The sequence below is a fragment of the Pseudomonas sp. 8209 genome (genome assembly GCF_028682105.1).
GTDB lineage: Bacteria > Pseudomonadota > Gammaproteobacteria > Pseudomonadales > Pseudomonadaceae > Aquipseudomonas > Aquipseudomonas palmensis.
This window is the reverse complement of sequence record NZ_JANIAH010000009.1, coordinates 117,759-135,068: the sequence shown is the minus strand read 5'-3', so window position 1 is coordinate 135,068 and position 17,310 is coordinate 117,759. Positions and strand designations below refer to the sequence as shown.

General features: G+C 64.1%; 20 protein-coding genes. 12 read left to right on the top strand and 8 right to left on the bottom strand.

What is annotated here, in order from left to right; genetic code table 11:
* Positions 1 to 40 precede the first annotated feature (40 nt).
* Both NP552_RS20130 and NP552_RS20125 read right to left on the bottom strand, forming a co-directional pair.
* Positions 41 to 358, bottom strand: a complete 318-nt coding sequence (locus NP552_RS20130; protein ID WP_043862703.1) for a hypothetical protein — start codon at positions 356 to 358, stop codon at positions 41 to 43.
* A 73-nt stretch (positions 359 to 431) separates the two neighbouring features.
* Positions 432 to 1,022, bottom strand: coding sequence for a cysteine hydrolase family protein (locus tag NP552_RS20125; protein ID WP_054915842.1), 591 nt, complete (start codon positions 1,020 to 1,022; stop codon positions 432 to 434).
* 190 nt (positions 1,023 to 1,212) lie between these two features.
* Between NP552_RS20125 and prmB the strand changes: the two genes are divergently transcribed.
* Complete coding sequence (gene prmB / locus NP552_RS20120; protein WP_054915841.1) at positions 1,213 to 2,121, top strand: 50S ribosomal protein L3 N(5)-glutamine methyltransferase; 909 nt, start codon at positions 1,213 to 1,215, stop codon at positions 2,119 to 2,121.
* An 88-nt stretch (positions 2,122 to 2,209) separates the two neighbouring features.
* Here prmB and NP552_RS20115 read toward each other — a convergent pair whose 3' ends face one another.
* The gene (locus NP552_RS20115; RefSeq protein WP_054915840.1) at positions 2,210 to 3,007 is read right to left on the bottom strand and encodes a hypothetical protein; all 798 of its coding nucleotides are present in this window, start codon (positions 3,005 to 3,007) and stop codon (positions 2,210 to 2,212) included.
* A 106-nt stretch (positions 3,008 to 3,113) separates the two neighbouring features.
* Complete coding sequence (locus NP552_RS20110) at positions 3,114 to 4,076, bottom strand: alpha/beta hydrolase (RefSeq protein WP_274097082.1); 963 nt, start codon at positions 4,074 to 4,076, stop codon at positions 3,114 to 3,116.
* Between the two features lie 145 nt (positions 4,077 to 4,221).
* Here NP552_RS20110 and aroC point away from each other — a divergent pair, with 145 nt between their 5' ends.
* From aroC to NP552_RS20095, 3 genes are read left to right on the top strand one after another with little or no spacing between them, the layout of a single operon-like run.
* Positions 4,222 to 5,313, top strand: a complete 1,092-nt coding sequence (gene aroC, locus NP552_RS20105) for a chorismate synthase (RefSeq protein WP_043862708.1) — start codon at positions 4,222 to 4,224, stop codon at positions 5,311 to 5,313.
* A 38-nt stretch (positions 5,314 to 5,351) separates the two neighbouring features.
* Positions 5,352 to 6,503, top strand: a complete 1,152-nt coding sequence (locus NP552_RS20100) for an MFS transporter (RefSeq protein WP_043862709.1) — start codon at positions 5,352 to 5,354, stop codon at positions 6,501 to 6,503.
* Complete coding sequence (locus tag NP552_RS20095) at positions 6,500 to 7,027, top strand: acireductone dioxygenase (RefSeq protein WP_274097081.1); 528 nt, start codon at positions 6,500 to 6,502, stop codon at positions 7,025 to 7,027. The genes NP552_RS20100 and NP552_RS20095 overlap by 4 nt, the downstream gene beginning before the upstream one ends.
* A 92-nt stretch (positions 7,028 to 7,119) precedes the next feature.
* Here NP552_RS20095 and NP552_RS20090 read toward each other — a convergent pair whose 3' ends face one another.
* Positions 7,120 to 7,392, bottom strand: a complete 273-nt coding sequence (locus NP552_RS20090) for a DUF3509 domain-containing protein (RefSeq protein WP_043862711.1) — start codon at positions 7,390 to 7,392, stop codon at positions 7,120 to 7,122.
* 273 nt (positions 7,393 to 7,665) lie between these two features.
* Here NP552_RS20090 and NP552_RS20085 point away from each other — a divergent pair, with 273 nt between their 5' ends.
* Together NP552_RS20085 and NP552_RS20080 are read left to right on the top strand one after the other, a co-directional pair.
* Positions 7,666 to 8,190 carry an ankyrin repeat domain-containing protein gene (locus NP552_RS20085; protein WP_054915837.1) on the top strand — a complete coding sequence of 175 codons (525 nt, stop codon included), beginning with the start codon at positions 7,666 to 7,668 and terminating at the stop codon, positions 8,188 to 8,190.
* Positions 8,191 to 8,249: 59 nt separating this feature from the next.
* On the top strand, positions 8,250 to 8,780 hold the full coding sequence (locus tag NP552_RS20080; RefSeq protein ID WP_043862713.1) for a hypothetical protein: 531 nt from the start codon (positions 8,250 to 8,252) through the stop codon (positions 8,778 to 8,780).
* Here NP552_RS20080 and NP552_RS20075 read toward each other — a convergent pair.
* Positions 8,777 to 9,718 (bottom strand): ZIP family metal transporter, encoded by a 942-nt coding sequence (locus tag NP552_RS20075; RefSeq protein WP_043862714.1) that lies wholly within the window; start codon positions 9,716 to 9,718, stop codon positions 8,777 to 8,779. The two genes, NP552_RS20080 and NP552_RS20075, sit on opposite strands and share 4 nt — an antisense overlap.
* 129 nt (positions 9,719 to 9,847) lie before the next feature.
* Here NP552_RS20075 and NP552_RS20070 point away from each other — a divergent pair, with 129 nt between their 5' ends.
* Complete coding sequence (locus NP552_RS20070; protein ID WP_043862715.1) at positions 9,848 to 10,039, top strand: PLDc N-terminal domain-containing protein; 192 nt, start codon at positions 9,848 to 9,850, stop codon at positions 10,037 to 10,039.
* Between the two features lie 49 nt (positions 10,040 to 10,088).
* On the opposite strand, the gene NP552_RS20065 is transcribed toward NP552_RS20070, so the two are convergent.
* Positions 10,089 to 10,562, bottom strand: a complete 474-nt coding sequence (locus NP552_RS20065) for a methylated-DNA--[protein]-cysteine S-methyltransferase (RefSeq protein WP_274097080.1) — start codon at positions 10,560 to 10,562, stop codon at positions 10,089 to 10,091.
* A 186-nt stretch (positions 10,563 to 10,748) separates the two neighbouring features.
* Here NP552_RS20065 and NP552_RS20060 point away from each other — a divergent pair, with 186 nt between their 5' ends.
* The 5 genes from NP552_RS20060 (at position 10,749) to NP552_RS20040 (ending at position 16,444) form a co-directional block, all read left to right on the top strand.
* Complete coding sequence (locus NP552_RS20060; RefSeq protein ID WP_043862717.1) at positions 10,749 to 12,836, top strand: LTA synthase family protein; 2,088 nt, start codon at positions 10,749 to 10,751, stop codon at positions 12,834 to 12,836.
* A 263-nt stretch (positions 12,837 to 13,099) separates the two neighbouring features.
* A complete protein-coding gene (locus tag NP552_RS20055) occupies positions 13,100 to 14,275 on the top strand; it encodes a hypothetical protein (RefSeq protein ID WP_274097079.1) in 1,176 nt (391 codons plus the stop codon).
* Positions 14,272 to 15,606, top strand: a complete 1,335-nt coding sequence (locus tag NP552_RS20050; RefSeq protein WP_274097078.1) for a T6SS immunity protein Tli4 family protein — start codon at positions 14,272 to 14,274, stop codon at positions 15,604 to 15,606. The genes NP552_RS20055 and NP552_RS20050 overlap by 4 nt, the downstream gene beginning before the upstream one ends.
* 73 nt (positions 15,607 to 15,679) lie before the next feature.
* A complete protein-coding gene (locus NP552_RS20045) occupies positions 15,680 to 15,916 on the top strand; it encodes a hypothetical protein (RefSeq protein ID WP_043862719.1) in 237 nt (78 codons plus the stop codon).
* Positions 15,917 to 16,114: 198 nt separating this feature from the next.
* The gene (locus tag NP552_RS20040) at positions 16,115 to 16,444 is read left to right on the top strand and encodes a ribonuclease E inhibitor RraB (protein ID WP_043862720.1); all 330 of its coding nucleotides are present in this window, start codon (positions 16,115 to 16,117) and stop codon (positions 16,442 to 16,444) included.
* 42 nt (positions 16,445 to 16,486) lie between these two features.
* Here NP552_RS20040 and NP552_RS20035 read toward each other — a convergent pair whose 3' ends face one another.
* Positions 16,487 to 17,302, bottom strand: a complete 816-nt coding sequence (locus NP552_RS20035; protein WP_116055133.1) for a c-type cytochrome — start codon at positions 17,300 to 17,302, stop codon at positions 16,487 to 16,489.
* Between the last annotated feature and the right edge of the window lie 8 nt (positions 17,303 to 17,310).

The window sequence follows — 17,310 nt, the reverse complement described above, 5'->3', positions numbered from 1 at the left end:
CTGGGCGGCGCAGTTTACGCGACTCCCCACAGGGTTGCAGTCAATCGTGTTTCTTCATCAGGTGCGGCGACAGGTTCAGCCCCCTGGCACGGCGCAGGCGCAACCGGCTGCGGCGCCAGGACCAGACGCCCAGGTACAGCGACAACAAGCCCAGGCCCAGCACCACGGCAGCGCCGGGGCGATTGTTGTTGAGCTCGCCCAGCGCCTCGGCATGGCCCAGCAGGCCAGCGACGCCGGCCATGGTCAGGAGCACGCCGAGTATCGCCAGCAGTGCCGAGAACGCCGTGGCCAGGCGTGCGCCCCAATTGCGTTGTTCGCGGGGACGCAGGCGCCTGGCGTCGAAACTGGATAACTTCATTCCGACTTTCCTCAAAGGGTATCCGGGGTTGGACCCGAACGCCCCAGAGTGGTTCCACTTGCCTGTCGGGTGGTCAGATCAGGCTGTTGACGGGTGCAACACAGGCAAAGTTGTCGGCCATGATCGCCATTTCGCTCTGCTGGATCTGTGCGGCCGGAATCACGCCGTCCTTGAACGGCAGGTCGCGGGTGGCGCAGCCGTCTTCGACCAGGGTGCAGCGATAGCCGTAGTCCTTGGCGCGGCGCACGGTGGTGCTGACGCTGGAGTGGCTCATGAAGCCGCACACGATCAGGTCCAGGTGGCCGTACTTCTGCAGCGTCTCGTGCAGGGTGGTGTTCTTGAAGGCGTTGGGCATGCGTTTTTCGATGACGACTTCATCGCCCTGCGGCTCCAGGCCCGGAATCCACTCGCCGCGCGAGCCCTGTGGGTCGAACAGGCCACCCACGGTGCCCAGGTGGCGCACATGCACCACGGGCCGGCCGGCCTTGCGTGCAGCCTCGAGCAGTTTGCCGATGTTGGCCACCGCTTCGTCCATGCCCGACAGCGCCAGGGGCCCGCTCAGGTACTCCTTTTGCGCATCGATAATCACCAGGCTGGCGTTGCTCAGCTTGGCCGGCGGATAACCGCGACCGCTGAGGTGGAACATCGTCGTTGGAACGGACATCAGGGGCTCCTTTGGATAGGGCTTTTCACCTATTGTCCCCTGCTTGGCGACTTATGTGAATGGCTTAGCGTGCATGCAGCGTGGATAGCGGCCTGCAGGCATGAGCACAATTGCGGCCAGAGGCGTATTGGCGGGCCCATTTGTGTTCCAGGCTGTTAGAATTGCCGGTCGTCTTTAAAGGAGTCTGCCCGTGATCACTTCCCGCCTGCGCACCCTGCGCGACCACATCCGTTGGGCTGTCAGCCGTTTTCATGAGCAGGGGCTGTTTTTCGGGCATGGCGCCGACAACGCCTGGGACGAGGCACGCCTGCTGGTGCTGGGTTCGGTGCATCTGCCATGGGAAGTGGCCGACGCCTATCTCGATTGCCGTCTTGAAGACGACGAGCTGGTCAAGCTGCAGCGCCTGCTCAAGCGACGTATCGAAGAACGCGTGCCGACCGCGTACCTGCTTGGCGAGGCGTGGTTCTGTGGCATGTCGTTCATCGTCGACGAGCGCGTGCTGATCCCGCGCTCCCCCATCGGCGAACTGATCGAAAAACGCTTCGAGCCATGGCTGGCTGCCGAACCCGCGCGCATTCTCGACCTGTGTACCGGCTCCGGCTGCATCGGCATCGTCAGCGCCGACGTGTTCCCCGAGGCCGAGGTGGTGCTGGCCGACCTGTCGTTCGAGGCGTTGGAAGTGGCCAACCAGAACATCGAGCGCCATGGTCTTGAGGAACGTGTGTTCACCGTGCAGGGCGATGGGTTCGAGGGGTTGCCGGGGCAGCGTTTCGACCTGATCCTGTCGAACCCGCCGTATGTCGATGCCGAGGATTTCGCCGACATGCCCCAGGAGTACCACCACGAGCCGGAGCTGGGCCTGGCCTGCGGCAATGACGGTCTGGACCTGGTACGGCGCATGCTGGCCGAGGCGGCGGATCACCTGACCGAGAAGGGCCTGCTGATCGTCGAGGTCGGCAACAGCCAGGTGCATGTCGAGCAGTTGTACCCGGAGGTGGATTTCGCCTGGCTGGAGTTCGAACGTGGCGGGCACGGGGTGTTCATGCTCACGGCCGAACAATGCCGGCAGCATCAGGCGCTGTTTGCTTCGCGGGTGTAAGGGATACAGGGTTCAAGCCTGTCGCGGGTCAAGCCCGCCCCAACAGGGCCGCATTGCCGTGTTGGGGCGGGCTTGACCCGCAACGCTTTCAGCGGTTGGTGGCAATCCAGATCAGCAGCCCGGCCTGGAATACCGCAAAGGCCACCAGGCAGGTGATGGTGAAGCGCAACCCGCTGTCTTCGCGGCGGTACTTGTTGACCCGCTCATCGCGCTCGCGCAGTTGTGCTTCCTTCTCCTGCAGGTTCTGCTCGGCCTGCTGCAGCATGCCCGCAGCATCCAGGATGTCTACCTTCTGCACCTTGTCGGTATTCCAGCCACCCTTGAGCTGACCTGCCTGGACTTCCACGCAGCGCCCCTTCAGGTGCTGCGCATCGGCGTACTCGACCTCCAGGCCATGGCTGCGCAGCACCTGGTCGCGGCGCAGGCGTGTGTCTTCGTTGAGTGCGTCCTTGTTGGCCAGGGCCATGCCCTCGACCCGGTAGTGCGACCACTTGCGCTGTACCCAGTGCACCGCCTGCGACAACAGGAAGCGCCCCAGGCCACGGCTGACCGGCTCGATCTGCAAGCCACTGTCGGGGCCGATCTTGATCTGGTGCAACTCATGGTCCACCCAGATATCCAGGCGATTCTGCTCCTTGCGCACCTTCTGCCCAGGCAGGCGCACTTCCATGCGCAGCAGGCTGTGGGTCTTGTTGTGCCGTTCGGCATAACCGTACTGCACGAAGCGCAGCGGCCGCGCGCCGGTGTTGCGGTCGGTGGGCTGCGGGGACAGGCGCAGCATCTGGAAATGCTCGGGCACAACGTCCGCCCAGGGCAGCGGGGCCGCTTCCGGGGCTGGCGATTCGTCGGTCGCGTCTGGGGCGTCCTGGGGGGTGGCTTCAGTCATCACGGCGGTCCTTTTGTGCACAGCAGGCGGGTCGCAAGGGCGACGCCTGCACCGGCTTATCGGCCGCTTTGCGCAAGACTGGAGACACAATTTGCGCCAATTCGCTTCATGCCGCCGGCAATCGACGAATGAACTCGACGATCCGCTCGCCCAGGGCACTGGCCAGGGGCAGCTCGGGGTTGTTGTAGCTGTCGCGCTGCTGGCTCATTTCACGCGGGCTGATGCGCAGCATGTGGTTCATGCCGTCGATCAGTGCCAGTTCGGCGTCCGGCTTGGCAGCGTGCAGGCGCTCGGCATCCTCGACCTCGACCTGGACGTCGTTGCGCCCCTGCACGATCAACGCCGGCAAGTGGAGGCGGGCGAAGGCGGCGGCCGGGTCCTGGCGAAACAGCGAGATCAGGTACGGCTGCACACTGGGGCGAAACACGTCGCGCAGGTGCAGCGGTACCTGGGTGCTGGGCTGGCCGGCCTTGAGCTGCTCGATCAGGCGTACGGCCTGGGCCCGCTCGGTCGCCGGCAGGCGCTCACCCAGTTGCTCGCGCAGCACCTGATCGACCGGGCGCCCGCTGCCTGCCACTGAAATTACCGCGCTGGCGCCGGCCTGTTCGGCCGCGAGGCTGGCGATCAGTGCGCCCTCGCTGTGACCCAGCACGATCAGCGGGCCGAAGCGCGGGTCGGCCTTGAGCAGATGGCCCCAGGCAACGGCATCGGCCACATAGCGCTCGACGCTGAGGTTGCGCTCGTCGGGGGTTGCCGCGCGGCTGGCGGCCACCCCGCGCTTGTCGTAGCGCACGCTGGCAATGCGGTTGTTGGCCAGCAGCAGGGCCAGGCGCTTGAGGTTGTCGATACGTCCGCCGGCGGGATTGTTGCCGTCACGGTCGGTGGGGCCGGAGCCGGCGATGATCAGCACCACCGGTGGCGGCGTGTCGCTGCGCGGCAACAGCAGGCTGCCCTGCAGGGTGCCGTCGTCGGTCACCAGGCTGATCGGTCGTTGCAGTACCGTGGGGGCCGCGGCCTGGGCCAGGCCGGTAAACAGGAGGAACAACAGGGCGAACGTGCGCAGCATCATCAGGCCATTAGCGAGGAGGTGGCGTTTTGACTCGTCCGGCGGCATTAGGTTCGCGCCTGGAGGTGATCTAAGGGTATACCCTGCGTATACTGGTTGGCCTTGTTACCATCCAGTTAAAAATCAGGCTGAACGCGGAGCGCCCTGCATGTCCGGCAATACCTACGGCAAGCTGTTCACTGTCACCACCGCTGGCGAAAGCCATGGTCCGGCGCTGGTCGCCATTGTCGATGGCTGCCCTCCGGGCCTGGAGCTTTCGCTGGCCGATCTTCAGCACGACCTGGACCGGCGCAAGCCCGGTACCAGCCGGCACACCACTCAGCGCCAGGAGCCCGACGAGGTCGAGATTCTCTCTGGCGTGTTCGAGGGCCGTACCACCGGCTGCGCCATCGGCCTGCTGATTCGCAACACCGACCAGAAGTCCAAGGACTACTCGGCGATCAAGGACCTGTTCCGCCCGGCCCACGCCGACTACACCTATCACCACAAGTACGGCGAGCGCGACTACCGTGGCGGCGGCCGCAGCTCGGCCCGTGAAACCGCGATGCGCGTGGCTGCCGGTGCCATCGCGAAGAAGTACCTGGCCACCCAGGGCATCCGCATCCGCGGCTACATGAGCCAGCTGGGCCCTATCGAAATCCCGTTCAAGACCTGGGAGTCGGTGGAGCACAACGCCTTCTTCAGCCCCGACCCGGACAAGGTGCCGGAGCTGGAGGCCTACATGGACCAGCTGCGCCGTGACCAGGACTCGGTGGGTGCCAAGATCACCGTGGTCGCCGAAGGCGTGATGCCCGGCCTGGGCGAGCCGATCTTCGACCGCCTCGACGCCGAGCTGGCCCATGCGCTGATGAGCATCAACGCGGTCAAGGGCGTGGAGATCGGTGCCGGCTTCGACAGCGTGGCCCAGCGCGGCACCGAACACCGTGACGAACTCACCCCCGAAGGGTTCCTCAGCAACAATGCCGGCGGCATCCTGGGGGGCATCTCCTCGGGGCAGCCGATCATTGCGCACCTGGCACTCAAGCCGACCTCCAGCATCACCACCCCGGGCCGTTCCATCGATGTGGATGGCAACCCGGTGGAGGTCATCACCAAGGGCCGTCACGACCCCTGCGTCGGCATCCGTGCCACCCCTATCGCCGAGGCGATGATGGCCATCGTGCTGATGGATCACCTGCTGCGCCACCGCGGCCAGAACGCCGATGTGCGGGTAGCCACCCCGGTGCTGGGCCAGCTGTAGTGCACCTGCCCGACGTCGACGCCACGGCCCGCTGAGCCGTGGCGCCGATTCCCTACTGGCGGCTGTCCAGCTTCTACCTGTTCTATTTCGCCTTGCTGGGTTCGACAGCGCCGTTTCTGGCGCTGTATTTCGATCACCTGGGGTTTTCCAGCGCGCGCATCGGCGAGTTGGTGGCCATCCCCATGCTGATGCGCTGCGTGGCACCGAACCTGTGGGGCTGGTTGGGCGATCGCAGCGGCCAGCGCCTGCTGATCGTGCGTCTGGGGGCCTTGTGCACCCTGGCCAGCTTCTCGTTGATCTTCGTGGCCAAGAGCTACGCCTGGCTGGCGCTGGTAATGGCCCTGCACGCGTTCTTCTGGCATGCGGTACTGCCGCAGTTCGAGGTCATCACCCTGGCCCACCTGCAAGGTCAGACTGCGCGCTACAGCCAGGTGCGGCTGTGGGGGTCGATCGGTTTCATCCTCACCGTGGTGGCCCTGGGGCGATTGTTCGAATGGTTGAGCCTGGACATCTACCCGGTGGCGCTGGTGGCGATCATGGCCGGCATCGTGCTGGCCAGCCTGTGGGTGCCCAATGCCCAGCCGCCAGGCCAGCACGAGCGCAGCGATGGTGGCGGCTTTCTCAGGCAACTGGCCAGCCCTGGCGTGGCCGCGTTCTACGTGTGCGTGGCATTGATGCAGTTGAGTCACGGCCCGTATTACACCTTTCTCACCCTGCACCTGGAGCGCCTGGGCTATGCCCGCGGCACCATCGGCATGTTGTGGGCGCTGGGGGTGGTGGCCGAGGTGCTGATGTTCCTGGCCATGAGCTGGATCCTGGCGCGGTTCTCGTTGCGTCGGGTGCTGTTGGCGAGCCTCTTACTGGCGGCCTTGCGCTGGTGGCTGCTGGGGACCTTTGCCGAGTATCCGGGCGTGCTGCTGTTCGCCCAGTTGCTGCACGCCGCCACGTTCGGCAGTTTTCACGCGGCCGCCATCGCCTTCGTGCAGCGCAGCTTCGGCGCTCGCCAGCAGGGCCAGGGGCAGGCGCTGTATGCGGCCCTTGCCGGTACCGGCGGTGCGCTGGGTGCCCTGTATTCGGGCTACAGCTGGAACGCCCTGGGCGCCACCATCACCTTTAGTATTGCCAGCGTCGCGGCACTGGTCGCAGCCGTTATCATCGCGTTTCGAATGACAGAGGAAAAGGCCCCATGAGCAGCCTGAGCGTGTTTCACCAGTCCACCCCGGACATTCCCAACAAGGTGCTGACCCACCTTGAAGACATCGCCGCGACACTGGCCGAGCAGGGAATAAGGTTCGAGCGCTGGACGGCGCAGTCGCCTGTGCAGGCCGATGCTGGCCAGGCCGGTGTGCTGGCCGCCTACCAGGTGCAGATCGACCGGCTGCAACACGAAGGCGGTTACCGCGCCGTCGACGTGATCAGCGCCAGTGGCGATCCGATGAGCGAACTGCTGGACGAACATGTGTATTCGGATGACCTGGTGCGTTTCTTCGCAGCCGGGCGCAGCCTGGTCAGCGTGCGGGCAGGGGAGTACGTGCATGCGGTGGTGTGCGAGAAGGGGGATCTGATCGTGGTGCCGGCGGGGTTGCGGGTATGGATCGATGGCGGGGACAACCCGCACTTCGTGGCGGTGCGACTGTTCAATCGGCCTGAAGGGGTGGTGGCGCAGTTCACGGGGGAGAAGCTGGCCGAGCGTTACGCGCGATTGGACGATTGATCACGCCGAGGCCACTGGCTTGCAAGCCAGCGCTCACAGGAACCAGGATGATCCTGTGGGCACTGGCTTGCCAGCAAAGGCCGCTACGCGATTCAGCGATAGGTCGGTAGTGCGAACCGCTGTTGGCTTTGCAGCATCGAGATCACCGGCAGCTCGCTGGCCTGCTCGGCCAGGTCGCGGCGGATCGCGCTGATCGCCCACGACAGTTGCTCGGCACTGTGCAGCTGGCCATACGAAATCGAGCGCTTGACCTGTTTGCCGTCGGCGGCGCGCAACGTCAGCAGTACACCGCCATCAGGGCGAGCCTGGGTGGTGACGTCGTAGGCGGAAAATACCGAGGCGAATTTTTGCTGGATGAGGTCCATATCAGCTCCTGACTGTTGTGTGGCAGACATGAAGTGATAGGTGCAGCGACCGTGCCAGTTTTCCTTGATTAAAAAAAGCTTATAAAACAATGACTTAAAGTTAGCGTACAGAAGGGGTGCCGTGCATTCTGCATGGTCGTGCAATTTGCACAGTGCATTTTGCAGTGCCTTGCGGCCAATAGATTTGCTCTGTCGTCCTCATGGGATTTGCGAGGTTGACCCAAAGCCTTCCCTGACAAAGACTTGGGCTCTACCGCAGCCAGGAGGTTCCCGATGACCGACCACCCAACCCCCACCCCGATGAACGACGATGAAGCCGCAGCCTTTGCCGAAGAAGTGTTCGATCGGGCGCGCAAGGGGGACGCCGACATGCTTGGCCGTCTGCTGGAGAAGGGCCTGCCGGTCAACCTTCGCAATGGCAACGGCGACACGCTGCTGATGCTTGCCAGCTACCACGGCCACCTTGAAGCGGTGAGGGTGCTGCTTGAGCACGGCGCAGACCCGCAGATTGCCAATGACAAGGGCCAGTTGCCGATTGCCGGTGCCGCTTTCAAGGGCAACCAGGCGATGATCGAGCTGCTGGTGGAGAAGGGCGCGCTGATCGATGGAGCGTCTGCCGATGGCCGTACCGCGCTGATGCTGGCCGCGATGTTCAACCGCACCTCCATCGTCACCTACTTGCTCGGCAAGGGCGCGAACCCCAATCACCGCGACGCGCAGGGCGCCACCGCACTGGTTGCCGCGCAAACCATGGGCGCACCCGACACCGTCGCCCAGTTGCAGGCGCTGGCCGGCTAACTGCCAGGGGGCTTTTGCGGCTATCCTTGGCGACTTTTTTCGCCTCGCAGGGCCCCCGCATGAAAAACCAACTGGTCGAACTCATCGGCAAAATCAGCTCCGGCTGCCTTCCGGACGCCGAAATCGAGCGCATCGCCGACGAAGCGGCGCAGGCCTATGCCGACCCGCAGGCGTTCCTGGCGGCCAACCCCGACATCAACTACGACGACACCTTCCCGATTCCGCTGGGGGAGTGGGTGGTGATCGGCAGCCTGCCCGATACCGTGCTGTTCCAGGCCGACACCTACAGTGACCTGTTCCAGCAGATCACCGACTCGTTCGGCAAGGACGTTGCCTTCAACATCAAGCCCAAGCAACTGGTCAAGGTCGAGCCGCTCACGGCACTCAACCGCATCCAGGTGCAGATGGGCAGCATGAACAAGGAAAACGGCGGCTACACCCTGGTCAACATCAGCCAGTTGCTGGACGACGAATTGCAGATGGTGCTGGTGTACGGCAACGACGTGCCGCGGGTGCTGGAGCTGTGCGCCGAGGTCGGCATCGCCGCGGCGCCTGCCCTGGAGGCGCTGCGGGTCGCGGTACACGTCTAGCCCAGCGCGGTATCCAGGAACATCATCACCGCGAAGCCGCCCATCAGGCCCAGGGTGGCCGAGGTCTGGTGGCCATTGCGGTGGGTTTCGGGGATCACCTCGTGGGATACCACGAAAATCATCGCCCCGGCCGCCAGGCCCATGCTCACCGGGTAGGCGATGGCAAAACCGGTGGAAATGCCCAGGCCGATCACTGCCCCGATCGGCTCCATCAGCCCCGAGCCGACCGCCACCAGCGCAGCCTTGAGGTTGGACAGGCCGGTGGCGCGCAACGCCAGTGCCACGGCCAGGCCTTCGGGAATGTCCTGGATGGCGATGGCGGTGGTCAGCGGCAGGCCCACGTTGAGGTCGCCGTTGGCAAAGCCCACGCCGATGGCCATGCCCTCGGGCAGGTTGTGCAGGGTGATCGCCAGCACGAACAGCCACACCCGGTTGATGCGTTCCGACTGTGGGCCGCAGGGGCCGGTGCTTTCGTGCTCATGGGGCGTGAAGCGGTCCAGGCCCAGCATCAGCAGCACCCCCAGACCCATGCCGACCACCACGGTCAAGGCCGCGAAAGGCCCGTTGCCGGTGATTTCACGCGCAGCCTCCAGGCCCGGCAGAATCAGCGAAAACGAACTGGCGGCGAGCATCATGCCGGCGGCGAAGCCGAGCATCACATCCTGCGAGCGGGCGCTGACGTCGCGCAGCACCACCGCCAGCACCGCGCCTAGCGCCGTGGCGCCAAACCCTGCCAGGCCGCCGAGCAGGGCCATGTGCAGGTTGTCCTTGTTGTCGCCGTGCACCGCGTTCCAGGCACTGGCGACCAGCAGGCCGAGCACGGCGAGCAGGCTCAGGGCCAGGCCGGCACTGAGCCATGGGGTGGCCTGAACCTGGTGCAGCCAGGCGCTGCGCAGGGAGGTCGGGTTGGCGTTGGCGGAGCTTTGGGCGGGTGGCATGGAGGCCTCTGTGGTACGGAGTCGATCAATCGAGTGTAATCACTGCGCGGCGTGTGCGACGAGCGGTTCGCCGCTATGGGGCCGATAGCCAGCTACGCTGAAGGCAGTTTCAATCATGGGAGTATCACCATGGGGTCGACGTTCAATGGGTTGGTGGGGCTGGTCATTCTGGCGCTGGATATCTGGGCGATCATCAACGTGATCAAGAGCGGCGCCAGTGGCGGGGCCAAGGTGCTGTGGATCCTGCTGATCCTGCTGCTGCCGGTGCTGGGCCTTATCATCTGGGCGATTGCCGGGCCACGGGGCAACGTTAGGCTGTAGCGCCAGTCCAGGCTCTTGTGGGCGTGGGCCTGCCCGGCGATGCGGCGGCTCAGATCAACCAGGCGCCCTCAAGCTGCAACAACTGCTGCTTGCGCTCCAGGCCACCTGAAAACCCGGTCAGGCTGCCGTCGCTGCCAATCACCCGGTGGCACGGCACGATCACCGCCACCGGGTTGGCGCCGTTGGCCGTGCCTACCGCGCGTATTGCCTTCGGTCGCCCGACGCGCTGCGCCAGTTGTGCATAGCTGGTGGTGGTGCCATACGGAATCTGCTGCAGCGCCCACCACACCGCACGTTGAAATTCGGTACCCCGTGGCGCCAGGGGCAGCTCGAAACGCTGGCGCCGACCTTCGAAATACTCATCGAGCTGTCGCGCCACCGTATCCAGCTGCGCGCCCGCCGGCTGCCAGCTTTCGGCCAGTTGCCAGGGGTGGGCGCTGTCCATGTGCAGCAGGTGCAGACCTTGTTCATCACCGGCCAGCAGCAACTGGTCGATAGGGCTGGGGTGGTAGCGAAAGTACATGGTGAGTGGCTCCGGGCATGTCTGGCCCACACGATACCCGAACACTGAGCTATTGTTCGAGGCGCGGTTTTCAACATAATTTTCACATTCGATTGCTGACAATCCGCGCGCGAATTTCCGTTCGTCCAAGGGCCACGCAATGTCCCGGCCCTCATAAAAATCTGAACCCTAGGGATCTTCCTGTCCATGGCTAACACGGATGCCTTGAGTCATCAGCGAGCCGCTTCGCGCCCGTTGCTGCAACCAACGCTCAAATCACACCTCGCCTATACCTTGCTGTGCGGCCTGGTGATCATGCTGATGCTGAGCCTCGTGCGCCTGGCGCTGCTGCTCTACAACAGCGACATGATCGGCGACACCCCACTCTCGACCGTCGCCGAAGGCTTCCTCAACGGCCTGCGCTTCGACCTGCGCGTGGTGGTGTACCTGAGCATTCCGCTGCTGCTGGCGATCCTCAGCGCTCGCGCCATGGCCGCCCGTGGCCTGTTTCGCGTATGGCTGACCCTGGCTTCCAGCGTGGTGATGTTCCTCGGCCTGATGGAGATGGACTTCTACCGCGAGTTTCACCAGCGCCTCAACGGCCTGGTGTTCCAGTATGTGAAGGAAGACCCCAAGACCGTTCTGAGCATGCTCTGGTACGGCTTTCCGGTGGTGCGCTACCTACTGGCCTGGGCCTTTGGCACCTGGGTGCTGAGCCTGCTGTTCAAGGGCATCGACCGTCTTACCCGCCCGCGCGGCGAGTACTCCAGCAACGTCGCCGGCCTGCGCAGCGTGGCGCCCTGGTACCTGCGTGGCGCGGTATTCGTGGTGATCCTGCTGGTGGCTGTGATCGCCGCCCGTGGCACCTTGCGCCAGGGCCCGCCGATGCGTTGGGGGGACGCGTTCACTACCGACTCCAATTTCGTCAATCAGCTGGGCCTTAACGGCACCCTGACCCTGATCGACGCCGCCCACAGCCGTTTTGGCGAAGACCGCGGCAACATCTGGAAGGCCACCCTCGACCAGAGCCAGGCCCAGCAGACCGTGCGCGACATGATCCTGACCGAGCACGACCAGCTGGTGGATGCCGACAGCGCGGCGATCCGCCGTGACTTCACCCCGCCTGCGGCCAACAGCCTGCCGATCAAGAACGTCGTGGTAATCCTGATGGAGAGCTTCGCCGGCCACTCGGTGGGCGCGCTGGGCAGTACCACCAACATTACCCCGTACTTCGACAAGCTGGCCAAGGAAGGTCTGCTGTTCGACCGTTTCTTCTCCAACGGCACCCATACCCACCAGGGCATGTTCGCCACCATGGCCTGCTTCCCGAACCTGCCAGGCTTCGAATACCTGATGCAGACGCCGGAAGGCGGCCACAAGCTGTCCGGCCTGCCGGCGCTGCTCAGCGCCCGTGACTATGACGACGTGTACGTCTACAACGGCGACTTCGCCTGGGACAACCAGTCCGGGTTCTTCGGCAACCAGGGCATGACCACCTTCATCGGCCGCAATGACTTCGTCAACCCGGTGTTCTCTGACCCGACGTGGGGGGTGTCCGACCAGGACATGTTCGACCGCGGTGCACAGGAGCTTGCGCACAACTATGGCAAGAAGCCGTTCTATGCCCTGCTGCAGACCCTGTCCAACCACACTCCGTATGCGTTGCCCAAGGACCTGCCGGTGCAGCCGGTGACCGACCAGGGCCGCCTGAACGAGCACCTGACCGCCATGCGCTACTCGGACTGGGCGCTGGGCCAGTTCTTCGAGAAGGCGCGCAAGGAGCCGTACTTCAAGGAAACCCTGTTCGTGATCGTCGGCGACCACGGCTTCGGCAATGCCCAGCAGGTCACCGAACTGGACCTGGGCCGCTTCAACGTGCCGCTGCTGCTGATTGCGCCGGGCATCCAGGAAAAGTTCGGTGCGGTCAGCCACACCGTGGGCACCCAGGTCGACATCGTGCCGACCATCATGGGCCGACTGGGGGGCGAAACCCGTCATCAGTGCTGGGGGCGTGACCTGCTCAACCTGCCGGCCGGCGATGAAGGCATCGGCATGATCAAGCCATCGGGCAGTGAGCAGATCGTCGGCCTGGTGCAGGGCGATCGCATTCTGATCCAGTCCAAGGACATGTCGCCGCGCATGTACCGTTACCAGCTTGGGGCCAACTTCAAGGCCGAGGTGATCGAAAGCCCGGACCAGGCACAATTGAGCCGCAAGCTGGAGTCCTACATCCAGACCGCGACCAAGAGCCTGCTGGACAACACTGCCGGCGTGACCCACAGCACGCCGCAATGACGCACGGGCTGTTGCACTGACCAGGACCCCGGCTTGCCGGGGTCTTGGCTTTTCGGGCCGTGGGTGCTCAAATCACGCGCCTCAGCAAGAGGGGCCGACAGCGGTCCCGCAAAAAGGATGTTTGCGTGCGTGTGTTCGTGTTGCTGGTTTGCCTGTGCCATTCGATCCAGGCGGTGGCTGATGCCGTATCGCCTGCGCCCCAGATGGCTCAGGAATGTGTAGGGCGCTCGCGCTTTGTGGTACCGGCCAGCCTGGAGTGGCAAATGAGCGGTCTTCGCCTGGGCGAGCCGTTCGCCCGCTTCATGCCTGGTGGCGATACGTGGCAGGCCGACTACGGCGCGCCGGAGTTCTCCGGGGAATCGCACCTGGTCACCATCGATGTGAGCCCGCTCACTACCCGTGAGCTGTACGACCGCCTCAAGGATCGTCTGGTCCTGAGCCGGGCCAATGCGCAGGGCGAGTTCATCATGGCCGAGCAGACACGCATCGGGAACCTGATGACCCCGTACCTCAAGGCCCAGAAGCCGAGCGAGTACTACGCCTTGAACGAACGGTACAAGGCACTAGCGCGCACCTTCGAGCGCATCGACAAGATCCCTGGTGAACGGGCGTCGCTCGAGGCGATGATCGCCGATTTCGCGGGCAAGGGCTGGCCAGTGGACACGCTGCAGGCGCGGCTTGAGCGGCTCAACCGTGAAGACGCGGGGTACCCCGTCTCCGATCGCTTCAAGTGGCAAGTCCTGCCGGACTTTGCCCTGGAGGATGGCTATGCGGTGTACAACGAGCATGGGTTGACCGTGGTGCTGTGGCGCCAGTCGCGCGTCTACAAGCTCAACTTCGGTTACATCGAACGTGGAGTGAGCAACGAGCAGGTGCTGCAGCGGCTGGACCCGCATGTGCGCCGTGTGCTCGCCGCCTTGCGTCCACGCGCCGCCTTCGAAGTGCCTCGGCAACCGGGTATATGCCTGCCGTTCGGCTTTCTGGCCGATGACGGCACAGCCCCCTATGTGGTGCGCGCCGCGTGGTTCGGGCGGCACCAGGAGGCGGTCCGCTACGACCTTCAGGTGGCCAGCCAGTCGCTGCGCGAGCAGTTCGAGGCCCGGCGGGCCGCCGACCTGTCGCTCGATCGCGCTGATTTCCCCGTACTTGAGCAACTGCCGGAACGCCAGTTCCGGCTGGGGCAGATGACCATCCTGCAAACCACCACGCTGACCAAGTGGTACCTCGAACACGAAACGGATCGCCGCGAAACATTCCAGCTGCGCGCAGCGCACCTAGGCGCCACGCCCGTTCCTTCGATGATCCTGCAGGTGGACCAGTTGCACAGCCGCGACGGCCTGAGCCTGAAGCTGTTGGAGACAGAAGCCGTCGAGATACTGGGGCAGGTGCAGGCCCTGCCGAACGCACCGCAAGTGGCACAGAAAAGGAAACGTACATGAAGTCGTTACACATGAGCTGGATGTGGCTGGCGTTGCTGGCAGCGCCCCTGTCGGCGCTGGGTGAGCCGGATTACCAGACGCCGCCGGGTTGGCGTACCGAGTGCATGGGGCGGGTGCAGTTCGATGTGCCCAAGGAGATTGCCTGGCACCTTGCCGGGGGCTACTGGCAAAAGCCGGACTTCGACCCCGTGCGCCCAACCATCGCCCCGGGTGGCCAGCAGATCATGTATGGCGAGGGCGTGACACCCGAGCAGACCTACCTGGTGAAGATCGAAGTCAGCCCCGTGACGGATCGCAATGTCTTCGATCGCCTGCAGCTTATCCACGGGCCTGATCGCGGTTCGGCGCAAACACGCGTGGTACGTGCGCAGATCGACGCGCTGCAAGCCCAGATCGATGCAAAAAAGGCTGACGACGAAGACTATTCCGCGTTGCTTGAACAGCATCGCGCCCTGGACGACACCATTACGCGAATCAACTGGGTGAGCACCGAGTTGTTCGTACTCAACGACATGATCCGCGAGTTCTCGGCCACGGGGCGCCCCACCGTCAAACTGGAGGCTGAACGCGCAGCTTATCTCGAGGAACAGGCCAAGTGGCCGACCGACGCATTGTTCGAGCAAGAGCGCTTTCTGGACCTGGGGATTGCAGATACGTTCGCCGACTGGGTGCCGGGTGAGATGACGGCCCATCTCTGGCGTAACCAGCGCATCTATCGCTTTGTATTTCATGCAGGGTCGGACGCTGCCGGCGTACCGGTCTCACTGGAACGTGTCGAGCCCAGGGCACGTGCCTTGCTGGCGGCCTTTCGAACCCGCGAGCAATACGAAATCCCGCAGCAGCGCGGCTTTTGCCTGCCGTTCGGGTTCATTGCCGACGATGGCGCCCCGCATCATTCGATAACGCTGGGCTTCAACCCCGTGGGCAACCCGAACCTGCTGCACCGCCTGAGCATGGGGCGCGAGATCAGGAAAGACGCCGATTTCATGCCGAAGCTGTTGGAGCAGGTGATCTCCAGGCGGTTTCCAACGCTCGTCCAGACCGATATCTTCGGCCCGCTGCGCGTGCTTGTCGGCGCCCTCGACGGCAACCTTCGCGGTGCGCGCTACAAGGCCTATGATGCGTACCACAAACCGGTGGATTACGAAACGTTCACGCTCGACGGCGACGCTCCGCCCACTGGATACCAGCCTGGCGTAGGGCTGACGGTGCTCGATGATCATTCCCAGCCGCAGCTTGCGTTCGAGCGCACCCGCGTCGATATGCTGCAGACCCTGAAAAGCATCCGGGCGCTGCCGGGCGGCCATCGTTTTGCGCCGCAGGCCGACTGAACAACCGCCCAGGCGCGGGGTCAACGGAAGGTAAGGCTGATTCACCCTGAGTCGCGTTACTGAGGAGAATCCAATGAAAGCGTGGGTAATTACCTTTGTTGACCAGAAAGGCGAAAGGACCTCGCTGTCGTTTGACGCCGAGCAGCAGCCCAGTATCGAAGAGGCGGCTCGGGTGATTCGCGCCCACCTCTATCCTGTCGTGGACAAGGCGGACCTCAATGATTTCGAGGGCCGCGTGTCGATGCCCACTGCCGAATGGCTGAAGCAGGACAGCGGCGTGGAGATCAAGGAAATCAAAGAACAGCCCTGAGCGCTCGCGCTACTGGCATACCCTTGTGATTGGCGCTAGTCTGCAGCCAGGGTCACGGGTTATTTACCCAGCCGGCCCTTTTCCCTTAAACCATCGCTGCATCCGCTACATCCGCTCGAGTTGCCCACCCACGTTTGGCAGGGTGGGTCAGTGCGTAATGCGCTGAAAGTCTATCCATCGCGACGAGGAGGACGATTCATGAGCAGCCCGTATGAGGACATCAGCAGCACGGTTCTACGCCGCATGAAAGAAGGCGGTTTCGATTTTGCCCAGATCCATCCCATCGAGTTCTATGCGGTGTTCCCGGACGAGGAGCGGGCGCGCAGGGCCGCAGGCAAGTTTCGTGGTGAATCGATCAACACCCAGGTACGCGAAAGCGACGAGGGGTGGCAGCTGGAGTTGAGCAAACTGATGTTCGCCACCTATGGCGGCATTGGCGAGTTCGAGCATGACTTCGAGCTGGCAGTTTCCCCTTTGGGCGGCCAGATACAGGGCTGGGGCGTCAAGCAGGAGCGACTGCTGGCCTGAACCTGTGTATCCGCGGGGCGGCCATGCCGCCCCCATCCATTTTCAGGGTACTTCCACCCCGGACCGCTTGCGGCTGGCCATGTGCGCCAGGTACCCCAGCAACTGGTCCAGTTCTGCGTCGCTGATCACCGTTTCGGCAAAGCCGGGCATGCGCGCCTGTGGCCACTGGCGCAGGCTTTGCGGGTTGCGGATGTAACGGCGCAAGAACGTCGGCTGGAAGTACTCGGTGGGGTTGAAGGGCAGGTTCAGGTCGGGCCCGAACTGCGCATCGCCGGCACCGTTGAGTCGGTGGCAGGCCAGGCAGTTTTTCTGAAACACGGCAAAGCCCAGGTTGACCGGGTCGTCCTCACGCAGTTGCGGGTCTGGCAGCAGTGCCGGGAAGCGCGATGCCACAGGGGCCAGGCGGCGAATGGTGGCAAGCTGGAAGGGCCATTGTTCGGGGCTGATCCGGCCTGCCTGCGGTTGGGTCCACACCAGGTAGAAGGGCCCGGCGCTGCCTTTGCCCTTGCTCAGGGCTGGCCATGGGTGGGCGGGGTCCTCGATGGCCAGCCAGGCGCGTGCCGGGCCGTTGCCGAGCAACGGGGCAGCGGGCAGTTCGGCGGCAAAGCCATCCAGCGCCACGGCCTGCAGATGATCGCCGGGGGCTACGCCCTCCAGCAGCGCCACCATGGGCACGGCGCGGTAGTGCATGGTCTTCTTGTAGGAAACGTCACCGTCGATGCGGATATTCCGCGCCTGCGGGTGAGCCAGCAGTTGAGCGGTGCTCCACTGGCGCTCGGCGCCGCCCAGGTTCAGGGTCAGCTGTGCGGCGTGCAGGGGCAGGCTCAACAGCAGGATCAGGGCAAGGCAATGACGCATCGGGTGCT